Here is a 21,957-nt window from a genome sequence, read left to right as displayed (position 1 = left end):
TCACCTTTGTGAACTCGCTCCAAACATAAAATCCATACACTGTAAGGTGTTATGCCATAAATGCATGCGAATTAGAGCGCAGTCACGAGCTCGTGTATTGATTGAGTACTCTCGGTCAAGTTAGCTTTGTCCGACCAAACCATATTTTCTAACCATCCCTCGTAATTGGTGATAGCTCAAGCCAAGTAGCTCGGCTGCTTGTCGTTGATTAAACTTGGCTTCTTCCAATGCACGATTGAGTAAATGGATATCTTGTTCCTCTTGCCATTGTTTATAGTCTAGAGGGAATTGGATGGTGTTGCTTGATGCTTCCTCTTCTTGTTGCTCTGCTTGTGTTGCACTATGGCCAAGCGCGCTGAGCCAAACTGTTTCAAAAGGATTGAAAATCAGTTCATCAATTGGGTGAGCATTCAGACCATGTTGGTAAATCGCACGTTCAATCACGTTTTTTAGTTCGCGGACGTTACCGGGCCATTCATATTCAATAAGCGACTGCTGCGCTTTTGGGGTAAAACCGACAAAGTATTCCAGTTGCAGTTCACGACACATTTTCATCGCGTAGTGCTCTGCTAAAGAGAGAATGTCTTCTTTGCGCTCGCGAAGAGGGGGTAACATAATGACATCGAAGGCTAGCCTGTCGAGCAGATCTGCACGAAAATCACCTTGCTCTGCCAACTTTGGTAGGTCGGCATTGGTTGCACAAACAAGTCGAACATCCGCATTGAGAGCGGTATGACCGCCAACTCGTTCATATTCACCATATTCAATGACACGTAATAGCTTTTCTTGAACTAAAAGTGGTGCGGTTGCCAGTTCGTCAAGAAACAAAGTACCGCCCTCGGCGCGCTCGAAACGCCCTTTATGCTTACCTTTAGAGCCCGTGAAGGAGCCGGATTCATGTCCAAACAATTCGGAATCTATTAGCCCTTCGCTTAATGTCGCACAGTTGAGTGATAGTAGTGGTTTATCCCAACGTCTTGATAAATAATGCAAACGCTGAGCGATGAGTTCTTTACCCGTACCTCGTTCACCAATGATGAGGACAGGGCGCTCAATGGGTGCAAGTTGTGATACTTTATCTAGTACAGCGAGAAAAGCAGGTGATTCACCAATCAGGTTTTGCTTCATAAAATCCTTCTTATTTAACAGCCGAGCCATGATTCAGGGATAGAGTTGGTAAATTTCACCAACAGTTGGTGAAAAACATCATAGCACAATAGTGTGTAACGACAACAAAATGAATAACACTCTGATTTAAAAGAAAATTATAAGTTGGCACGTTACTTGTTATATATTCAGGGAGACACAAGGTTAATCACCACCTTGTCGAGTTTTAATAGGAAAAAAGAGGAGTTCCGTTATGGGTATTTTTTCTCGATTTGCAGATATCGTTAACTCAAACATCAGTGCATTACTGGACAAGGCGGAAGATCCTGAAAAAATGATCCGTCTTATCATTCAAGAAATGGAAGACACACTTGTTGAAGTGCGTACTAACTCGGCTAAAGCGATTGCAGACAAGAAAGAGTTGGCTCGTAAGGTTGAAACGTTAGAAGAGCAAATTGGCGAATGGGGCCAAAAAGCGAGCTTAGCATTAGTGAAAGAGCGTGAAGATCTAGCTCGTGCAGCGTTAATTGAAAAGCAAAAGCTAGAGCAAGTGATTAAAGGCCTCCACACTGAGCAAACCTTAGTGGAAGAAACGATCGATAAGCTTACTGGCGAGATTGGTAAGTTGGAAAGCAAAATTGCCGAAACGCGCGCAAAACAGCAAGCACTAGCAATTCGTAACCAAACTGCATCTAACCGTCGTGATGTGCAAAAACACCTGCACACTAGCCGCACTAATGAAGCGATGGCGAAATTTGAGCAGTACTCACGTAAAGTGGATGAAATGGAAGCGGAAGCAGACCTGTATGCTCAAACTGGTAATGCTAAATCGCTAGAACAAGAGTTTGCAGAGTTGCAGGCACAAGACGAAATTGAAAAAGAGTTGGCAAAACTGAAAGAACAGATGTCATCGAAAGATAAATAAGAAAGGAGCCATCTATGTCGGCATTTTTTATAGCAGGACCAGTGATTGTCTTTTTAATCTTTGTCGCTCCACTATGGCTCTTCTTACACTATCGCAGCAAACGCAAAACAGATAGTGCACTGTCGAGCCAAGATTTAGAGCGCCTTCAGGTACTATCTGAAAAAGCGGAAGCGATGCAGTCCCGAGTTGATACATTGGAGCGCATCTTGGATGCTGAGTCACCAACATGGAGACGAAAGTATGAATAATCGAGAACTGTATCGTGATCCAGTAAATGGCAAAATCTCCGGTGTTTGCGCCGGAATTGCCAACTACTTTGGTGCAGAAGTTTGGTTGATTCGTATTGTAGTGATTTCTGCAGCTCTGTTAGGTGGTACGTTTTTGGTATTGTTAGCGTACATCGCGATGGCGTTTATGTTAGAAAAGCAACCAGTAACGTATTCTGAAAATATCAGAGCGCAGCAAGAGCATACGCTCAAAAGTAAGCCTTGGCAGAAAGGGCAAAGCCCTGATCAACTGCTCAGTGTGTTGGAAAGGGATTTTGACCGTCTTGATGGCAAAATTCGTAACATGGAAGCTTATGTTACGTCTGATACATATAGGGTGAACAGAGAATTCAGTAAGCTCTAGGCATTTTGTATCCAAAGAAGATTTAACTGAAGCAGGCATAAAGCCTGCTTTTTTATCACAAATTACTAATTTTAAAGCACTATTAATCTTTTCTGCTCTGGAAGTTCGTTCAAAATTCATCTACTTTAAAAATAATCCCCCAATTTTTATGGATGAATGTAATGAGAAAATTGCTCATTCCTATTGCCATCTCGGCTGTCTTGTCGGGGTGCGGTAAAGAACTTCCTCCTGTTCCTGAACCTGAATCGCGCCCTGCGAAGCTATTTACAGTATCTGTTGGCAATGCCCAGTTTGAGCGACATTTTCCTGCCACGACGGAAGCTGGCGATAGAGCAGTACTGACATTTCGAGTTCCTGGGCTTCTTCAAACGATAGAAGTGAATGAAGGTCAAGTCGTCAGTAAAGGTGATGTTTTGGCGTCATTAAACCCAGATGAATATTCTCTGCTCGAACAGCAAGCCCGGGCAAATTTTTTGCTCGCAGATGTGCAATACAAGCGATACCAAAAGCTACGTAAAGACCAAGTAGTATCTGAGCAAGATTTTGATGAGGCAAAAGCGAATCACAACTCGGCAAAAGCTCAATGGAATCAAGCAAAGGCAAACTTAAGGTATACCAAACTTGTCGCGCCATATGATGGCACCATTTCGTACATTCCAGCAGAAAACCATGAATATGTTGCCGCGAAAGAAGGGGTGATGAATATTCAGTCCAACCAACTCCTCAAAGTGATATTCCAAATCCCAGACTATCTTCTAAATCGTTACACGCAGGGGAGCGATGTCTCTGCCAGAATGATATTTGATGCGTTCCCCGAGCGAGCCTTTGATTTAACCTTTCAGGAAATCGATACAGAAGCCGATCCTAAAACAGGCAGTTACAAAGTCACGATGGTCATGGAACGGCCAGCAGAAATAGGCCTTTTGCCGGGAATGTCTGGCAATGCTTACCTCCTGTCCAAAAGTGCAGGAGCGACAAAGATTCCTAACTCTGCGCTGCTAGTAGAGAACGGCAAAACATACGTTTGGCGTGTCGATGAGCAAGGCATTGTGTCCAAAGCCGCAATTGAGATGAATGACAAAAATCAAGTGTTAGCTGGGCTTAACGATGGCGACCAAATCATTATCTCGGGTGTCAGTGTAATTGAACCCGGAATTAAGGTAAGAGCGTGGATTAAGGAAAGAGGGTTGTAATATGAAAGGAATCATCTCTCTAGCGACTTTACTTTCAACGCTTTTTCTCGTTGGCTGTGGGGATAAGGCGCCAGAAAAAGAGCTCGAAACGCCACGAGTTAGAGTTACGTCATTAGCGGGAAACAAGGTGGACGACAACTTGTACTTCCCTGCGGTTGCGAATGCAGCGGATCGCTCTCATTTGAGCTTCAGAGTGGCAGGAGAAGTCAGCCGCATCATGGTAAAAGAGGGCGACAAAGTCACGAAGGGTGATGTTATTGCAACGCTAGATCCCACGGACTATGAGTTGGATGTAGATAATGCGAGTGCGCGTTTTTCTGTTGTCGACAGTCAGTATCGCCGCTCACGCCCTTTGGTTGATAAAGGCCTATTAGCTAAGTCTCAGTTTGATGAAATTGCAGCACAACGACAAATCGCCTTAGCAGAGCTTCAGTTAGCCAAACTTCGTCTATCATTTACTGCCTTAAAAGCGCCCGTGGATGGGATTATTTCGCGAGTTAATATCGACCAATTCGAAAATGTTCAAGTCGGACAGCATATCGTTAATATTCACAGCTTGGAGCGAGTCGAAGTGTTGATTCAGCTTCCAGACCGCCTCTATGTGAACCAACCGCCAACGGAAGAAAGACTCACCGCGATCAAAGCATTGGTGCGCGTGCCCAGCGGTAACGAATATAACGCGACGGTAAAAGAATTTACAACCGAACCCGACCCAACAACAGGTACGTTTACTGTCACACTGTCGCTTCCTATGCCGGAAGAAGAGTACATCCTAGATGGGATGGCTGTTGAAGTAACGTCTAAAGACGAGAATGTTGGGCTTGATCTAAACCTAGGAATTAATGTCCCTATCGAAGCCATTTTTAATGCGGATGGTGACGAGTTGGGGCGCGAAAACAAATTTGTTTGGGTACTGAATGGCGACAATACGGTATCGCGCAAACAGGTGCGAGCAGGTAAGGCATCTAAAACGTCCATTCAAATCCTTGATGGTCTCATGCTCAAAGACAAAGTTGTGATTGCCGGTGTTTCTCGATTAAGGGATGGCATGAAAGTGGAAGTGATACAGGAAATGGCTATGCAGGAGGCTGGTCTATGAGCGACCTTAATAAATCAGTGCCTCAAAGTGATGATGATGTGACCGGTATTGCTGCGTACTTCATCCGAAATCGCGTCATCAGTTGGATGGTCGCACTGATATTTTTGATTGGTGGTATCGCCGCATTCTTTGGTTTAGGGCGTCTTGAGGACCCTGCTTTTACTATTAAAGATGCGATGGTAGTGACCTCTTACCCTGGTGCGACACCGCAACAAGTCGAAGAAGAAGTGACGTACCCAATCGAAAAAGCGATTCAGCAGCTTACTTATGTTGATGAAGTGAATTCGATTTCTAGCCGAGGATTATCGCAAATCACGGTCACGATGAAGAACAATTATGGCCCTGATGATCTGCCACAAATCTGGGATGAGTTACGCCGTAAAGTGAACGACCTTAAAGGGACGTTGCCTCCAGGTGTGAATGAACCTCAAGTGATCGATGATTTTGGTGATGTTTACGGGATTTTGTTAGCGGTGACTGGCGACGGTTATAGCTATAAAGAGCTACTGGATTACGTCGATTACTTACGCCGAGAGCTCGAACTGGTTGATGGCGTGAGTAAAGTTTCGGTATCTGGGCAACAGCAAGAGCAAGTGTTCATCGAAGTATCGATGAAAAAATTGAGCAGTATAGGTCTTGCTCCGGATACCGTGTTTAATCTTCTTTCGACGCAAAACGTAGTTTCTGACGCAGGAGCGATCAGAATTGGTGATGAGTACATCAGAATTCAGCCGACTGGCGAGTTCCAGAGTGTGGATGAGCTAGGCGATTTGTTGATTACTGAGTCGGGTGCTCAGGGGCTCATCTTCTTGAAAGATGTGGCGGAAATAAAACGTGGTTACGTAGAAGTCCCGAATAATATTATTAATTTTAACGGAAGTCTTGCACTAAACGTCGGCGTTTCTTTTGCTGAAGGCGTCAACGTCGTTGAAGTCGGAAAAGCATTTGATCATCGCCTTGCCGAGCTAAAGTACCAGCAACCTGTCGGTATCGAAATTTCGGAAATCTATAGTCAGCCGAAAGAAGTGGATAAATCGGTTAGCGGTTTTGTTGTGAGCTTGGCTCAAGCTGTCGGTATCGTCATTATCGTACTTCTGTTCTTTATGGGGCTACGTTCTGGGCTACTAATCGGTTTAATCTTGCTGCTGACGGTGCTGGGTACGTTCATTTTCATGAAGTATCTCGCGATAGATTTACAGCGGATTTCATTAGGTGCCTTGGTTATCGCGTTAGGTATGCTGGTGGACAATGCCATCGTTGTGGTTGAGGGGATTTTGATTGGTACTCAAAAAGGGCGAACTCGACTCCAAGCAGCGACCGACATTGTTACCCAAACCAAGTGGCCATTACTTGGGGCAACTGTGATTGCGGTAACTGCATTTGCGCCAATTGGACTGTCTGAAGACTCGACGGGCGAATACTGTGGCACTTTATTTACGGTTCTGCTGATCTCTTTAATGTTGAGCTGGTTTACCGCTATCTCGTTGACACCATTCTTTGCTGACATCTTCTTTAAAGGCCAGAAGATTAAACAAGGTGAAGGGGAAGAAAATGATCCATATAACGGGGTTATTTTCGTTATTTATAAAAAGTTTCTTCAGTTTTGTATGCGTCGTGCTTGGTTTACCGTTGTGGTGCTGATTGCGGGATTAGCGGCAAGTGTTTACGGGTTCACCTTTGTGAAGCAAGCGTTTTTCCCATCTTCGACAACGCCGATTTTTCAGTTAGATGTATGGATGCCAGAAGGAACTGATATTCGAGCAACCAACACAACGCTTAAAGAGTTAGAAAGTTGGTTAGCTAAGCATGAGCATGTTGACCATATCACGACGACCGCGGGTAAAGGCTTACAGCGCTTCATGTTAACGTACGCGCCAGAGAAAAGTTATGCGGCTTATGGTGAGATAACCACTCGTATGGAAAACTACGAAGCGTTAAAACCATTAATGGCGAAGTTTCGAGAGTATTTAAAAGCCAACTACCCAGAAATCAATTACAAGCTCAAACAGATCGAGTTAGGCCCTGGTGGTGGTGCAAAAATTGAAGCGCGGATTATTGGTTCAGATCCAACCGTCCTTCGTACGATAGCCGCTCAGGTCAAGGACATCATGTACGCCGATCCTCAGGCAACAAATATCAGGCATGATTGGCGTGAACGAACCCAAGTTCTTGAACCGCAGTTTAACGAGAGTCAGGCACGTCGCTATGGCATTACAAAATCAGATGTCGATGACTTCTTGTCCATGTCATTCTCTGGAATGACGATAGGCCTTTACCGAGACGGCACTACGCTCATGCCTATCGTGGCTCGCTTACCTGAAGATGAACGTATTGATATTCGTAACATTGAAGGCATGAAAATATGGAGTCCAGCACAGAGTGAGTTTATCCCACTTCAACAAGTCACAATGGGTTACGACATGCGTTGGGAGGATCCTATCATCGTACGTAAGAACCGTAAGCGTATGCTCACTGTGATGGCAGACCCTGATATTCTAGGTGAAGAAACCGCATCGACGTTGCAAAAACGTTTACAGCCCCAAATCGAAGCGATTCAAATGCCTCCTGGCTATTCACTAGAGTGGGGTGGTGAATACGAATCTTCTGGTGATGCTCAAGAGTCGCTGTTTACTACCATGCCAATGGGGTACTTGTTCATGTTCTTGATCACTGTATTCCTATTTAACTCTATCAAAGAGCCACTCATTGTTTGGCTTACCGTGCCGCTGGCGTTAATTGGTGTCACTACCGGTTTGTTGGCGCTCAACACGCCGTTTGGTTTTATGGCATTGCTCGGCTTCTTAAGCTTATCGGGAATGGTGCTCAAAAATGGCATCGTATTACTGGACCAAATTGAAATTGAAATGAAGTCCGGTAAAGAGGCTTATGACGCGGTTGTTGATGCTGCGGTAAGTCGCGTCCGTCCCGTTTGTATGGCTGCTATCACGACGATCCTTGGTATGATCCCACTGTTGCCAGATATTTTCTTCAAACCAATGGCGGTTACGATTATGTTTGGTTTGGGTTTTGCGACAGTCCTGACACTGATTGTCGTGCCAGTGTTGTATCGTTTGTTCCATAAAGTGGCAGTACCGAAACAGGCTTAGTGCTACTGATATAAAGATGAAAAGTATTGCGCCTCTAGCTCATCAGTTAGAGGCGCTTTTTAAGGCAGAATAATGACAGAACAAAAAACGTGTGCGTGGGCGATGAATCACCCATTAGAGCGCGAATATCATGATTCCGAATGGGGCGTGCCAGTATATGACGACCAAGTCCTGTTTGAATTTATTACTTTGGAAGGTGCGCAAGCTGGTCTTAGTTGGATCACCATCCTTAAAAAGCGCGAAGGTTACAGAGAAGCGTTCGAGAATTACGATCTAGATGCGTTGGAACAAAGAAATGAAGAACGCGCTGAATACATCGTGGAAAACTTCGATGTTGTGAGACATCGCGGAAAGATTAACTCGGTATTCAGTAATGCCAAAGCGGCCAAAGCGTTAATTGCTGAATACGGGAGTTTATCAGACGCGTTGTGGCAGTTCGTGGACGGTGAACCAATCGTCAATCAATGGCAACATATGAGTGACGTACCAGCTTCGACAGAGCAATCCAAAGCCATGAGTAAATTTCTAAAAAAGAAAGGCTTCAAGTTTGTCGGTGAAACCATCTGTTATGCTTTCATGCAAGCCGTCGGCATGGTGGATGACCATATCGTGGGATGTCCTAAAAAGCAGAATAAGTAACGTTTGGCGATTAAGCTAATGTTGTTAGTTCTGGCTATCATGAATACGTTCCAAAGCTTCGATTCGACGCCATTGAGTGGCATCGAAGCTTTGTTTTCTTAAAGCAATGATTTCTGCCTGTTTTTCGTCTTGCCCTAGAAAATCCCTATTCAGAATATTTTGACGCTGCTTTAAGTAAGTGGCGAGTTGAGTCTCAAATGATGCTCTTTGCTCATCAAGCTTTTGCAGCCTCTGCGCTCCGGCATCTCCTACCAGAGCAACACGGGCGATGTACTTGTCTTGTGAATCAAGCTGAGAAGCTTGCTCGAGCTGCTCTGCTAATGCGTTATTGCGTTCACTTTCTCGTATGTAATCCGGTTGTTCTGATAGCGCTTGATTGAGAAGGTGTGCTTGACTCTCGATATCCGATGCCTGTGTTTTAATCGTCAGCTTTTCTAAAGCAAGTTGGCGAAGTCGGTTTTCTTCGTCAAACAATTGGGTTATCTGCACCTCGTTAAAGTATTGAAGCTGTAAGTTCAGTATTGCTTCATTCAGCATGGTTAACTGTTCAAGCGTTAGGTGGTTGTGCTCAAAAGGCTCTAATGCAGTGAGTGCTTGCTTGTAGGAAAGGTAGGCTTGAAAAAGTGTGGCATCAATATTCAGAGTTTGCTTTGCTAAAGTGTCATCATTGACTTCCGCTTTGATCGTATCGAGATCTTCTTCGCCCAGCCGGCTAAGAGAATATTCGAAGAAATCTTTTGGAGAAGAGACATCGGCGGCTATATCTTGCTGAGATTGCGAATGGTTAGAGGTTATCTCTTGTTGTTTGTCGCTTTGCAACAGAGAAAGCGCTCCCACGCCAAATATCGAGAGCAGGATAAAAGTGGTGAGAGCGACTTTCTTCATTGTGATGACCTCTTATAAACCTTGAAGTTTGAGACGATTTGCATGTTGGCGATAAAGCGTGACTGGATCGGTTTCAAAAAGATGATGAATACCGAGTAGGCCGTTAATTTCATCCAAATGGTTCATTTGATAATCATCACGTATGACTTTGCCCAAATGTGTGCTGCACGCACCAACTAAGCCATCATTTGGCCCATCAAAGGCTAAGCCAAGTACCATCATGGCAGCGTCGGTCGGATCGAAAACGTTTGTAAAAGTGGATGATCCGGTCCATGAGTAGTAATAAACGCCATTTGAAGCCAGCAAGTCACCATTACCACATTCACTGGTAGGGACTCCCTCCGGGTAGTGTTGGTTAAACGCTAATGATCCTTCCGTGGTTAATGCTGCTAGTGAGGCTAAAGGGTCTTGGTCGAGATCAGAACCACCTGATAGAAGATTAATAAGAGTAGTTAAGCCTTGCGCCAGTTTTACCGCGAGCTGCTCACTACCCGAACCCTCGGATACGGTTCCACGAACTAGATCTGCCACTTTAGACCCTTTATTAACGCCTCCTATACTCGTAACTGATGCGACTAGGTCAGGACGGACAGAGGCAACATAGCGCGTTGTTGGACCACCATGACTGTGACCAATGAGATTGACTTTCTCTGCGCCTGTTGCTGCAAGTAAGGTTTCTACTTGAGCAAGCAGTTGCTCCCCTCGAACTTCGCTGCTATTGGTCGCGGATACCTGCGCTACATAAACTTTAGCGCCGTCTTTCGTTAAGGAATGTGGTATTCCGAAAAAGTAATCTACGCCTGCGAGGGTATCAAAACCAAATAATCCATGAACCAGAACAATCGGATACTTGGTTTGGGTATAACCTGTTGCAGCGTATACGGAGGTTATTGGGACGGTAATTAAGGTAAAAAGCATTAGCGCTATAAATTTGAGTTTCAAAACTATCTCCTTGTGGTATGACCTCTTATGAATGATAAAAAGTAGGAGAGAAACCCTAAATTTGGAAAGCCTATTTGTGGCACATTAATTCATTCTGTGACTGCTCAATTGAAAAACAACACAAATGATTAACATTAATTGATGGTCGGGGTGAATGTTAGTTAATTCTAATTAAGTCAGGGGTTTATAAAAACGCCCCGCAATGCAGGGCGATTCAATCATTGTTATAGGGAGACTTCTTTTTCAAGCATTAAGGCGTTATAACGCGCAAAACCAGCCTCTAAATCAGCGATCAAGTCATTTACGTCTTCTAAGCCAATATGAATACGAACCAAAGTACCTTCAAAGTGTGGGTGAGCTACGGTTCTCAGGCTGTTAAAACTCTTAGGTTCGTTAGCTAGAATGAGGCTTTCATAACCGCCCCAAGAGTAACCCATACTGAAGTGTTTCATACCATCAAGCAGAGCCGTTGTCGCTTTTGGATAAGACGTTTTGAGAACAAAAGAAAACAAGCCGTTTCCACCTGTGAAGTCTCGTTTGAAAAACTCATGGCCAGGGCTTGTTTCTAAAGCTGGATGGCGGACATGATCAACTTCTGGGCGAGAAGCGAGCCACTGAGCGACTTTTAAACTGCTTTCTGCGTGCTGTCTTAGGCGAACATCCAACGTGCGAATACCTCGAAGACCTAGGTATGCGTCGTCAGGAGAAACGCACTGACCCATCAGGTAGCTTTGTTCACGAAGCTGATCCCAATACTTTTCAGAAGCCACAGCAGTACCTAGCATGACATCTGAATGTCCAACGATATACTTAGTTGCCGCTTGAATGGAAATGTCTACCCCATGCTCGAAAGGAGAGAAGTTCACGCCAGCTCCCCATGTATTGTCTAGCATCACGATGATATCTTGCTCGTGGGCAATGCGCGCTAATGTAGGCACATCTTGGACTTCCATGGTTATTGAACCAGGAGACTCCAAGAAAAGGACTTTGGTATTCGGCTGAATCAAGTCTCGGATACCTTCACCGATCATTGGGTCATAATAGGTGGTTTCGATGCCCATCTTCTTCATGATGGTGTTACAAAAGTCACGAGTTGGTTCGTAACAAGTGTCCACCATTAGAATATGATCGCCAGTTTCAACGAAAGAGAGGATGGCGTTTGAAATTGCTGCCGTTCCACAAGGGTAAAGCGCGCAACCAGCTCCACCTTCAATCTCAACCATTGCGTCTTGGAAAGCAAAGTGCGTGTTGGTGCCTCGGCGACCATAAAACAATGTTTTGTTTGCACGATTAATGGTGGCTTGGTTCTTTTCTGCAACGGTATTGAATACCACGGTTGAAGCGCGTTGAACGGGTGGGTTTACAACACCATTTGTCCACTTTTTATCGCGGCCAGCGGTAATGAGTTTGGTTTTTTTTCCCTCTGACATAAAAGTTCCCTGTCTTAAATATTGCGGTTTTGAATATTTAAAACATGGACGACGTAGGTTATGCAAGGGAAAAGTCAACTATCAGCCAATAACAGCCAAGATGAACAGGTAATGCTGTCGAGAGGTATCGTGTAGATAGGGAGCTAAAAGAACAAACCTCCAGCAGGATGCATGTAGTGCTGGAGGTTTTTTAGCCTGTGTATTTGAGGTATTAGAGGAGTGGGTTGAAGAGATAGAACACTCGCTCTAAGAACCGAGAAAATAGGCTCCTTTTCTCCCATTCTTCCAATACAACAGTGTGAGATTGCTTAATATAGCTATCTTGTAACCAAGACATTTGCTTGGTGAACTCTTCGTCATCAACGGCGAGGGTCACTTCGAAGTTCAGCCACAAGCTGCGCATATCCATGTTTACGGTGCCAACTAAACAGAATTGGTCGTCAATTACGACAGATTTTGTATGCAGCAAACCACCATAAAACTCATAAATCTTGACCCCTGCACTCAAGAGCTCACTATAAAAAGCGCGTGACGCCCATTGCACCATCATAGAGTCATTTTTATGTGGAATAATGAGTTCAACGTCAATGCCTCGTTGTGCTGTCATCTTTAACGTTTCGAGTAAATCAGCATTGGGCACGAAATATGGTGTTGTGATTCGTACCGAGCGATTGGCTTGGTTTATTGCCAATGTTAATACTTGATAGATCAGATATTCCGGCATACCTGGGCCAGAAGGCACAACCTGAATAGGGTGTTGGAATTCACTCTCATCGATCTTGCATTCAGGTAGTCTTGGTAAATGACGTTCGCCAGTTTCGACTTCCCAATCCCAACAGTGGATGGCACTCAATACGTTTACCGTTGGTCCTGTAATGCGAACCATGATGTCCACCCAATGCCCAACGCCACTATTTTGCTTGAAGTAAGCCGGGTCAACCAAGTTCATTGAACCTGTATAAGCAATTTCATCATCAATTACGATGATCTTGCGATGCTGGCGAAGATCAAGACGACGTAAGAAAATACGCCACATCTTCACTTCTAACGCTTGAATAACTTCAATTCCAGCATCCTGCATCATTCGATACCAAGGACTTCTGAAAAAACGTGGACTACCTGCTGAATCGAGCAATAGCTTGACATCTACGCCGCGTTTAGCCGCTTGGATAAGTGCAGAAGCGACAGAGTCAGCCAAACCACCCGGATGCCAAATGTAGAATACCATTCGAATACTGCTCTGCGCGTTTTCGATGTCTTCAATAATGGAATGCAAAATCTCATTAGGTGACTGTTGCAGCGACAATGTATTACCGCTCAATGCGGGAAGACCAAGGCGGTTGTTACAAAGTTCATCAATTCGGTAGATGTGCCTTCCCATCGTTTCTGGGTTGTGCGCGTTACAGTCGTTAAGCTGACTGAACCACTTCTCGAATGGTGTAAACATCTCTTTCGCACGTTCGGCTCGTTTTCTGCCTAAGTTCAGTTCACCGAAGAGGAAATAACATGCGACACCCAGAACGGGAAGGATATAAATGATCATTAGCCAAGCTAAAGACACGCTCACTGCACGGCGCTTTAAAACGACACGAATGGTCACACCTGCGACCAGTAACCAATATAGCCCGATGCCAGCTAAAGTAAGAAAGTGATAAAACTTGTCCATATACGCTCAGAGTAATATGCCCTTCTAGGATATTAAGCATAAAAGTGGGTTGGGGGAATAGATTTCCCATTTAGACGTGGGATTGACCTTATATGAGGAACGAATTTCATAACAGCTGATTCTGTTATTTTAATGTGAAAAATAAGGTCATTCTTTAACTTTTGAACAAAAAAGCAGCATTTAACCTGCGTAACTCGACACTTGTGCGATAAATGTACTTTTTTGGGGTTCCAATTTTAAAGGGGAGCTGCTTTACTTTCTAGATATAGTGCGTCGAACGCTTATTTTATAAGTGTACAATAATTTTTACATAAACTTTTTAGACGCCTATCTCTATGCATACACAACAAACTAATTTTGGAGAAAAAGCGTGGCTACAACTAATACAGCAGCACCACGTGATACGTGGGGGTCTAAACTAGGCTTCGTAATGGCAGCAGCGGGTTCCGCTGTCGGTTTAGGCAATATATGGAAATTCCCTTACACAGCAGGTGAGAGTGGCGGCGGTGCATTCGTTGCTATCTATCTTATCTTTGTAATTTTTATCGGCTTTAGCGTGATGCTGACAGAGTTCGCTATTGGTCGTAAGACAGGTCTTTCTGCCGTAGGTGCATTCAAAACAACTGACCGACGCTGGACGTTCACTGGCGTTATGGGAGTCTTCAGTGGTCTTTTGATCATGGGCTTCTACCCAGTGGTTGGTGGTTGGGCATTGGCCTACATCTTTAAAGTGGGCGGTGGTCTACTCAGCGCGCCAGAAGCAATTGGCGACAGCTTTGGCGGTTTCATCTCAGATCCGATTCAACCTTTAATGTGGATGGGTGTTTACCTGTTCCTTAACGTCATGATCGTGATGAAAGGGATTTCGGGTGGTATTGAGAAAGCCGGTAAGGTTCTGATGCCGCTTCTGTTCTTAATCCTAATCGTTGTTTCTGTTAAAGGCTTGATGCTGCCAGGTGCAATGGCTGGCCTTGAGTTCTTATTCATGCCGGACTTTTCTAAAGTCGACAGCAACGTAGTTCTTGCTGCACTAGGGCAGGCGTTTTTCTCACTTAGCTTAGGTATGGGTTGTATGATGACGTACGGTTCTTACCTGAAGAAGAAAGAGAACCTAGTTCAAACAACCGGTATGGTTACTGCGATGGATACAGGTGTCGCGATTCTTGCTGGTGTTGCTATGTTCCCAGCAATGTTTGCCTTTGGCATGGAGCCTGCAGCAGGCCCTGGTCTTGTATTCGTTGTCGTTCCTCAGCTATTTGCTGAAATGGGCGGTGTGATTGGGTTGCTATTCGCGTTGCTATTTTTCATCGGTTTGACGGTGGCGGCATTAACTTCTTCAGTATCATTATTGGAAGTTGTCGTGTCTTACCTAATCGACGAGAAAGGCATGAAGCGCTCTAACGCTGTTCTGTCTGCAAGTGCAGTTATGGCGGCATTATGTATTTTTGCGTCACTATCTTTAGGTGGAATGGGGCCAACGCTGTTCGGTACCGGTGCCTTTGATATCTTCGACTTGCTAACGGACAAAATCTTCTTAGCGGTTGGTGGTATGTTGGTTTGTATCTTTGCAGGATGGCGCCTAAGCCGTGCTGAGCTAGAAAAAGAGATCACTAATGACGGCGAAGTATCCTTCCCGCTATTTGGATTGTGGTACAACCTAGTTAAATACCTGATTCCTGTTGCGATTGCTATTGTTGCCTTCATGGGGATTAAGTCTGGCTTTGATAGTGGCAAAGGTGAAATCATGCTGCTGGGTATCGCAATCATTGGTCTTGCTGGCATTTTCTCGAAGAAGCTTTAGCAAATACCTTGGGGGCAAGCCTCGATAGCTTTGTCCGATAACTTATGTATACTGCTGGCTCCAAACGTGGAGCCAGTTTTTTATGTTCGATATTCTACATACCCATCCCGATTTTCTGATCATCAATAAGCATCCTAACGTCTCTGTTCATAAAGACGATGGCGACACAATGCTGCTGCAAGAAGTGGCTAAGCAGAGTGGTGATGAGCATCTCTATCTTATCCATCGCTTGGATAAAATGACATCGGGTATTCTGCTCCTCGGACGCAACGCCAAAGCGGGCAGTGCGTTATCGCAAGCTTTTGCTGACCGCCAAGTGGAAAAGTTCTATCTGGCGATTGGCTCTAAAAAGCCGAAAAAGAAACAAGGTTTGGTCGTTGGTGATATGGAGCGTTCGCGCCGTTCATCATGGAAGCTGGTCAACAGCAAAAATAACCCAGCCGTTACCCAGTTTTTCTCTCTTGCGGCAGAGCCCGGAGAGCGTTTATTTTTATGTAAGCCGCACACTGGTAAAACGCATCAAATCCGCGTGGCATTAAAATCGGTTGGCTCAGGTATTGTTGGCGACCCGATTTACAATGCAGGCAATGAGGCTGATCGCGGTTATCTGCATGCATTTTCACTTTGCTTCCAATACCGAGATGAGCAATATCGCTTTGTTTGCGATCCACGAGAATACAAAGTGCTTGGTAACAAATGGCACAGTGAAATCGTCTCTCAGGGTTTGGATACTTGGCTTTCCCCCTGGGAACTGAACTGGCCTACGATCAAATAACCGTCACAAAGAAAACTAATAAGAGAACTCGATGCAAGCATCACAACTTCCGCTGTTTTTTCAGCATCTAGAAACCGAGCTAGCGCAAGCTCCGAATGAAATTCGTCGACTGTTTCATGGTCGTGGTCGTCGTTTTGAGGGCCTAGAGCAAATCACCTGTGACTGGTTACAAGGTCAGTTGATCATCAACTTGTTTAAAGAAGTCGACGACGTGTTTCTCGCTGAGCTGAAAAGCGGCCTCAATGCGTTGGTACAATCACCACTGTGGGCAGACAAGCAAGGTCGTACTATGGTTATTCAGCACCGTTATGCCGATGGTGCGCCTTCAGAAGTGCTTGTCGGTGAATTAGATGCTCGCCCTGTCGTTGAAGAAAGCGGTTTGAAATACCAATTGGATATTGGCCGCAACCAAAACTTCGGTCTGTTTTTGGACATGCGCTACGGTCGTGATTGGGTACGGGAAAATGCGAAGCATAAAAACGTGCTCAACTTGTTTGCTTACACGTGTGGCTTTTCTGTCGCTGCCATTGCGGGTGGTGCAGATAAAGTGATTAACGTCGACATGGCGAAAGCGTCGTTGTCTAAAGGCCGTGAGAACCACAAGCTAAATGGTCATAACATCAACCAGGTAAGCTTTATGGGGCACGATATCTTTAAATCGTGGGGTAAGATTAAAAAATCAGGTCAGTATGACTTGATTATCATCGATCCGCCGTCATTCCAGAAAGGCAGCTTTGCGCTGACGAAAGATTACAAAAAGATTCTACGTCGATTGCCGGATTTGTTGGCAGACGGCGGTCAAGTGATGGCATGTGTGAACTCGCCATCTGTGACAAGCGACTTCTTGATTGAAAGCATGAAAGAAGAAGCGCCAGAGTTGACATTCCGTGAGCGTCTGGATAACCCACCAGAGTTTATGGACGTAGACAGCGAAGCAGCATTGAAAGTGTTGTTGTTTAGCTAAAAGACTTTTGTTGCAACAGAAGTAACATCAAAAAAAGCGCCGCGAAACAACTAGACAGACGTATCGCGGCGCTTTTTTGTATTTGGAAAACTAACCAATCTGCACTTCAAGATCCGCTTCGATGGTTGATGAGCAGGCGAGCACATAGCCTTGTTCAATTTCTTCTGGCGTTAATGTTTCTAGGCTGGTGGAAGAGACGTTGCCTTGACGAACCTTGCATTTGCATGAGCCACAAATGCCGCTACGACAAGCGACGATTAATGGTAAACCTGCGCCTTCAAGCACATCGGCCAGTACCTGACCTTTTTGCGCATCGATGGTTTGAGCAAAGTCAGGAACAGAAACACGAACAACTTCATCGGAGACCGATGTTTCTGCGCCAGTCGCTGGCGTAAAACTCTCTTGGTAGAAGTTCGTCATGTCAAAACCAAGGTCATTCAAATAGCCGTGAACATCTTGCATAAACTGGCTTGGACCACACAGGTAAACGGTGCGCTGTTTGAAATCAGGAGCAAGCTCTTTAAGCCAGTCGGCATTCAAACGACCTTGTGGATGCGATGTTCCTTCGCGGTTTTTCAGCAACAACTTTAAATTGAAGTTGGGATACACAGCGTCTAACGTTTCTAGCTGATCGTAGTAAATCGTCTCTTCTGGGCTGCGTGCAATATGAAGAAATGCGATGTCCACATCGTTGTCGTTTTCATCTTGATTACTCAGCCAGTGCTTTGCCATCGAAAATACGGGCGTGACGCCGCAACCTGCACTGATAAGCAAGGCTTTTGTTTCGCCATCACGTAACACGGGTGGATGGTCGATGCAGTTAAATTCGCCTGCTGGTGGTAATGCTTGAACAGTATCACCGAGCAGCAGCGAGTCAACGATGTAGTTCGATACTTTACCGCCAGATACTCGTTTGATGGTGAGTTGAAGGTGATCGTCTTCATTGATCGAGCTGATTGAATAGGCACGAAACTCCATTTTTCCATCAATTTCGACGCCCAAGTTAATAAACTGGCCAGGCTTAAACTGAAACAGAAGTGATTCGGTTAGTTCGGCCAATTTTATGCTGACGGTGTCGTGTGTTTCGAAGTATTTGTCGATGCAACGGAGTGTGACGGGTTGGTTACCTTGCCATTCAAAAAACATAACAATCTCTTTGGTTGTGGCTATTTTTGGTTCGAAATAGATAGCGCCTCCGCGTAAGGAGGCGCGTAACAAGCAAGTTTATTAAGCTGCTAGGATGGCTTTTAGATCATCCTGAACATTGCCAATACTGCGCATATCGAACTTCTCTTGGATGATGGCGATTAGGTTTGGCGTTAGGAATGCCGGTGCAGTAGGGCCTGTGTAAATGCCTTTCACGCCCAATGCAAATAGCGTTAGCAAGATAACGATCGCTTTTTGCTCGAACCAAGAAAGCACAAGCGTGAGTGGCAGTTCATTGATGTCACAGTCAAACTCTTTCGCCAGTGCAAGTGCAAGCTGGATTGCAGAGTAAGCATCGTTACATTGGCCCACATCCAATAGGCGAGGAATGCCGTTGATATCGCCAAACGTATTCTTGTTGAAGCGGAACTTACCACACGCCAAGGTCAGGATTAGCGTGTCTTCTGGTGCTTCAGCCGTAAAATCGGTGTAGTAGCTACGTTCCGCTTTATCGCCGTCACAACCGCCGACTAGGAAGAAGTGCTTGATGTTGCCTTGCTTCACTTGGTCGATAACCGCAGGGGCGGCGTTCATCAGTGCATTTCGACCAAAACCAACCGTGATGTGGTGTTCGATTTCATCGTGTTGGAAACCATCTTGCGCTAGAGCACATTCAATCACTTGGCTAAAATCATCGCCTTCGATGTGAGCCACACCAGGCCAGCCAACAATACTACGAGTGAATAAACGGTCTGCGTATTGACCCACATTTGGATTCAACAAGCAGTTTGACGTCATTACGATTGCGCCAGGGAAGTTTGCGAATTCTTTCTGTTGGTTTTGCCATGCGCTGCCGTAGTTGCCGACAAGATGAGGATATTTCTTCAGCTCAGGGTAGCCGTGTGCAGGCAGCATTTCACCGTTGGTATAAACGTTAATGCCTTTGCCTTCAGTCTGTTGCAGGATTTTTTCTAGGTCATGCAAATCATGGCCAGAAACAAGAATACATTTGCCTTTTACTGGCTTGACGTTCACCGTGGTTGGTTCTGGATGGCCGAAGGTCATTGTTTCACCTTGGTCGAGCATTTCCATCACTTTGTAGTTCATCAGGCCGATGCGCATTGAGCAATCAAGTAGTTCGCTGAGATCTTCAGGGTCTGTGCCCAACCACGCCATGATTTCATGGTATTCGGCATAGATATCGTTGTTGGTTTGCTCAAGAACACGTGCGTGCTCCATGTACGCGGCTGCACCCTTAAGGCCGTATAGGCAAAGTAGGCGTAGGCCAATCACATCTTCATGTACTTGGTCCTTACCACGGTTAACCGCGACTTGAGGAGCAAAAGCTAAGATTGCTTCTGCGCTATTTGGTAGCTCAAAGTGAGCAACAACAGGGATGTCAGCAACTTCGGTATCGGCGAGTGTTGCAGCAGACATTACTTGCTCTTTTAGCAATGCTTTGTACGTTGCCGCTTGAGAAGTTAGCTCTAGGACACGTTCAGGGTCAAAGTTTACGTTCGTCAATGTAGAGAAAAATGCCTTTGGTGCCCATTGGTTGATTTCATCGTTAATGATGTTGAATTCAAGTGCTTTTGATGCCCAAAAAGAAACCCCTTGCAGTGTGTAAACCAACACGTCTTGAAGGTCAGATACTTCAGAAGTTTTACCACACATACCTTGTGCAAAAGAACAACCTTTAACAGCAGGGGTTTGAATTGTCTGTTCACATTGAATACAGAACATATTGGGTTCTCCAGTGATTGTTTTAATAGTCGTGATGTTGACCACTAGAGAGCAGAATGCGTGCCAATTATTATCTTGTTGATTTGTATTGAATTTTATCAGATTTAGGAGAGTGGTTGATGTGATTAAGACAACGCAGCTGATGTCTTAATCACATCGGCTTCTTGTGGTCGGTTATTTATTGATCCCGAGCTTTTTACCCATCCGATATAAGTTCCCTCGATCTATTTGTAAAAACTCCGCTGCTTTTGCCCAAACGCCACCAGTTTGGCTCAAAGCATGTTCAATTAAATCACGTTGATAGCTTTCTATTAGCTCTCGCATTGGTTGGCTTTCTTTAGGCAGATAATGCGATGTGTTTTTTACATCATCGAGAGCCAATGAGGTGTCGAAATGGTTAAGCATGATCGTGCTTGCGCCTTGTTGAATGGCGTGTAAAGCCGCGCGAGTTAAAGTGTGTTCGAGCTCGCGCACGTTTCCGTACCAAGGTAAAGATTCCAATTGAGTCAACACTTTAGGGTGAACGTGCAGATTGGGTGCATTGAATTGTTGGCGTACTTTTTCCAACAAATATCCTGCTAAAACGGGAATATCCCCGTCACGGGCACGCAGTGGGGGGACTTGGATTGGGAACACGTTCAAACGGTGGAAAAGGTCTGCTCGAAACGTGCCAGCTTCGACCTCTTTTTCTAGTTGTCGATTGGTCGCTGCGATGATGCGCACATTGACCATCAAATGCTGATCGCTACCTACACGTTGCAGCTCGCCTTGCTGAATTACGCGCAGCAATTTTGCTTGCAAAATCAAAGGCAGTTCGCCCACTTCATCAAGGAAAATCGTTCCACCGTCTGCCAGTTCAAACTTACCGGCACGGTGGCTATTAGCACCTGTAAATGCGCCTTTGACATGGCCAAACAGTTCACTTTCAGCCAGACCTTCAGGCAGGGCCGCACAGTTTACGTAAATCATCGGCTTATCGCTACGATGAGATTGCGCGTGCACCGAGTGCGCGACCAGTTCTTTACCAGTACCGGTCTCTCCTGTGATAAGTACCGCGTAATCTGATTGAGAAACGGTCGCAATGTTGTTTCGTAACTGGTTGATCTGCGGACTCAAACCCACCATTTCGCCATGTTGAGAACGGGCTTGCTGGATAAGGGTTTGAGTGACGCTTTTTTGCTTCTGGTTTTGTGCTTTGAGTGCTTTTAATTGCGCAATGTTACGCAATGTCGCAGCGGTCAAAGCCGCAAAGGTTTCGATAGCGACAGGATCGATGCCATCAAACGCGCCCACCGTTAGTGCATCCATCGTTAGTGCGCCAACAAGTTGGCCTTCGACATACAAGCTAAAGCCCATGCAATCGTGAACATCAATGCATTGGTCTTCAGTTAATAGTGTGCCGTCGAAAGGATCCGGCAGTGAACAATCGGCATCGAAACGCACCGGTTCACGGCTATGAATAATGGCATCTAAGCGAGGGTGCGCCTTGGGGAAATAGCGACGACCTAAGACCGAGCTGGATAAGCCTTTTACCGCGACAGGAGTTAGAAAACCATCCTCATCGAAGATAAACAGGCAGCTCGCATCACATGGGAATACTTGCGCGACCCCATCAATGAGATTTTGATATTGCTGCTCGTGAGAGCGATTTGAGCTGAGGTTTAGCGCGATATTAAGGAGTACGTGGTCAACAGTCGGAGTCATAACAAGCCCAAAGTTATCTGGAATGGGCTCATGCTAGCAACTTGATGTCATTTGAACATCGAAAGGTGTGGGAGATTGATGTTCCATTGACGACGATCAAGTTTGATACGAAAAGAAACGCGCAAGTTAACAAGCCAGTGATGTAAGCTTGCGCGGGTTAGGTGTTTGAATTAAAGCAGGCCAAAGGTTTGGTTTGTCCGA

18 protein-coding genes are annotated in these 21,957 nt (G+C 45.2%); 10 read left to right on the top strand and 8 right to left on the bottom strand.

The annotated features are described in order from the left end of the window. Positions 1 to 120: 120 nt before the first annotated feature. Complete coding sequence (pspF, locus tag R7P74_RS02280) at positions 121 to 1,128, bottom strand: phage shock protein operon transcriptional activator (RefSeq protein ID WP_213973312.1); 1,008 nt, start codon at positions 1,126 to 1,128, stop codon at positions 121 to 123. A gap of 232 nt (positions 1,129 to 1,360) precedes the next feature. On the opposite strand from pspF, the gene pspA reads away from it, so the two are divergent. The 7 genes from pspA to R7P74_RS02245 all read left to right on the top strand — a co-directional run bounded on the left by pspA (position 1,361) and on the right by R7P74_RS02245 (position 8,700). Next, positions 1,361 to 2,032, top strand: coding sequence for a phage shock protein PspA (pspA, locus tag R7P74_RS02275; RefSeq protein ID WP_005378119.1), 672 nt, complete (start codon positions 1,361 to 1,363; stop codon positions 2,030 to 2,032). Between the two features lie 14 nt (positions 2,033 to 2,046). Further along, positions 2,047 to 2,280 (top strand): envelope stress response membrane protein PspB, encoded by a 234-nt coding sequence (gene pspB, locus R7P74_RS02270; protein ID WP_005378117.1) that lies wholly within the window; start codon positions 2,047 to 2,049, stop codon positions 2,278 to 2,280. Further along, positions 2,273 to 2,662 (top strand): envelope stress response membrane protein PspC, encoded by a 390-nt coding sequence (pspC, locus tag R7P74_RS02265; protein WP_025766867.1) that lies wholly within the window; start codon positions 2,273 to 2,275, stop codon positions 2,660 to 2,662. The genes pspB and pspC overlap by 8 nt, the downstream gene beginning before the upstream one ends. Positions 2,663 to 2,823: 161 nt before the next feature. Further along, positions 2,824 to 3,855, top strand: coding sequence for an efflux RND transporter periplasmic adaptor subunit (locus R7P74_RS02260; RefSeq protein WP_054577943.1), 1,032 nt, complete (start codon positions 2,824 to 2,826; stop codon positions 3,853 to 3,855). 1 nt (position 3,856) lies between these two features. After that, positions 3,857 to 4,954 carry an efflux RND transporter periplasmic adaptor subunit gene (locus R7P74_RS02255; protein ID WP_171344589.1) on the top strand — a complete coding sequence of 366 codons (1,098 nt, stop codon included), beginning with the start codon at positions 3,857 to 3,859 and terminating at the stop codon, positions 4,952 to 4,954. Further along, complete coding sequence (gene vmeI, locus R7P74_RS02250) at positions 4,951 to 8,061, top strand: efflux RND transporter permease subunit VmeI (RefSeq protein ID WP_225472776.1); 3,111 nt, start codon at positions 4,951 to 4,953, stop codon at positions 8,059 to 8,061. The genes R7P74_RS02255 and vmeI overlap by 4 nt, the downstream gene beginning before the upstream one ends. Positions 8,062 to 8,133: 72 nt before the next feature. After that, positions 8,134 to 8,700 (top strand): DNA-3-methyladenine glycosylase I, encoded by a 567-nt coding sequence (locus tag R7P74_RS02245; protein WP_005378109.1) that lies wholly within the window; start codon positions 8,134 to 8,136, stop codon positions 8,698 to 8,700. 24 nt (positions 8,701 to 8,724) lie between these two features. Here the strand turns inward: R7P74_RS02245 and R7P74_RS02240 are convergent, their stop codons facing one another. The 4 genes from R7P74_RS02240 to cls form a co-directional block, all read right to left on the bottom strand. After that, the gene (locus tag R7P74_RS02240) at positions 8,725 to 9,585 is read right to left on the bottom strand and encodes a lipase secretion chaperone (protein WP_213893744.1); all 861 of its coding nucleotides are present in this window, start codon (positions 9,583 to 9,585) and stop codon (positions 8,725 to 8,727) included. Between the two features lie 12 nt (positions 9,586 to 9,597). After that, on the bottom strand, positions 9,598 to 10,527 hold the full coding sequence (locus R7P74_RS02235; RefSeq protein ID WP_277987407.1) for an esterase/lipase family protein: 930 nt from the start codon (positions 10,525 to 10,527) through the stop codon (positions 9,598 to 9,600). A 224-nt stretch (positions 10,528 to 10,751) separates the two neighbouring features. Continuing rightward, positions 10,752 to 11,957, bottom strand: coding sequence for a cystathionine beta-lyase (locus tag R7P74_RS02230; protein ID WP_017820862.1), 1,206 nt, complete (start codon positions 11,955 to 11,957; stop codon positions 10,752 to 10,754). A 211-nt stretch (positions 11,958 to 12,168) separates the two neighbouring features. Then, on the bottom strand, positions 12,169 to 13,623 hold the full coding sequence (gene cls, locus R7P74_RS02225) for a cardiolipin synthase (protein WP_005378105.1): 1,455 nt from the start codon (positions 13,621 to 13,623) through the stop codon (positions 12,169 to 12,171). Between the two features lie 430 nt (positions 13,624 to 14,053). On the opposite strand from cls, the gene R7P74_RS02220 reads away from it, so the two are divergent. The 3 genes from R7P74_RS02220 to R7P74_RS02210 all read left to right on the top strand — a co-directional run bounded on the left by R7P74_RS02220 (position 14,054) and on the right by R7P74_RS02210 (position 17,163). After that, a complete protein-coding gene (locus R7P74_RS02220) occupies positions 14,054 to 15,424 on the top strand; it encodes a sodium-dependent transporter (RefSeq protein ID WP_042522154.1) in 1,371 nt (456 codons plus the stop codon). 82 nt (positions 15,425 to 15,506) lie between these two features. Continuing rightward, positions 15,507 to 16,199, top strand: a complete 693-nt coding sequence (locus R7P74_RS02215; RefSeq protein WP_033905107.1) for a TIGR01621 family pseudouridine synthase — start codon at positions 15,507 to 15,509, stop codon at positions 16,197 to 16,199. A gap of 31 nt (positions 16,200 to 16,230) precedes the next feature. Continuing rightward, the gene (locus R7P74_RS02210) at positions 16,231 to 17,163 is read left to right on the top strand and encodes a class I SAM-dependent methyltransferase (protein ID WP_225472778.1); all 933 of its coding nucleotides are present in this window, start codon (positions 16,231 to 16,233) and stop codon (positions 17,161 to 17,163) included. 90 nt (positions 17,164 to 17,253) lie between these two features. Here the strand turns inward: R7P74_RS02210 and R7P74_RS02205 are convergent, their stop codons facing one another. From R7P74_RS02205 to norR, 3 genes are all read right to left on the bottom strand, one after another. Further along, the gene (locus R7P74_RS02205) at positions 17,254 to 18,309 is read right to left on the bottom strand and encodes a hybrid-cluster NAD(P)-dependent oxidoreductase (protein WP_225472779.1); all 1,056 of its coding nucleotides are present in this window, start codon (positions 18,307 to 18,309) and stop codon (positions 17,254 to 17,256) included. A gap of 81 nt (positions 18,310 to 18,390) precedes the next feature. Beyond that, on the bottom strand, positions 18,391 to 20,052 hold the full coding sequence (gene hcp, locus R7P74_RS02200; protein ID WP_225472781.1) for a hydroxylamine reductase: 1,662 nt from the start codon (positions 20,050 to 20,052) through the stop codon (positions 18,391 to 18,393). Positions 20,053 to 20,226: 174 nt separating this feature from the next. Then, a complete protein-coding gene (norR, locus tag R7P74_RS02195) occupies positions 20,227 to 21,756 on the bottom strand; it encodes a nitric oxide reductase transcriptional regulator NorR (RefSeq protein WP_054577936.1) in 1,530 nt (509 codons plus the stop codon). Positions 21,757 to 21,957: the final 201 nt, after the last annotated feature.

Source organism: Vibrio sp. 2033 (assembly GCF_033339735.1).
The sequence above is the reverse complement of the archived record's forward strand: the minus strand, read 5'-3'. Positions and strand labels throughout refer to the sequence as shown.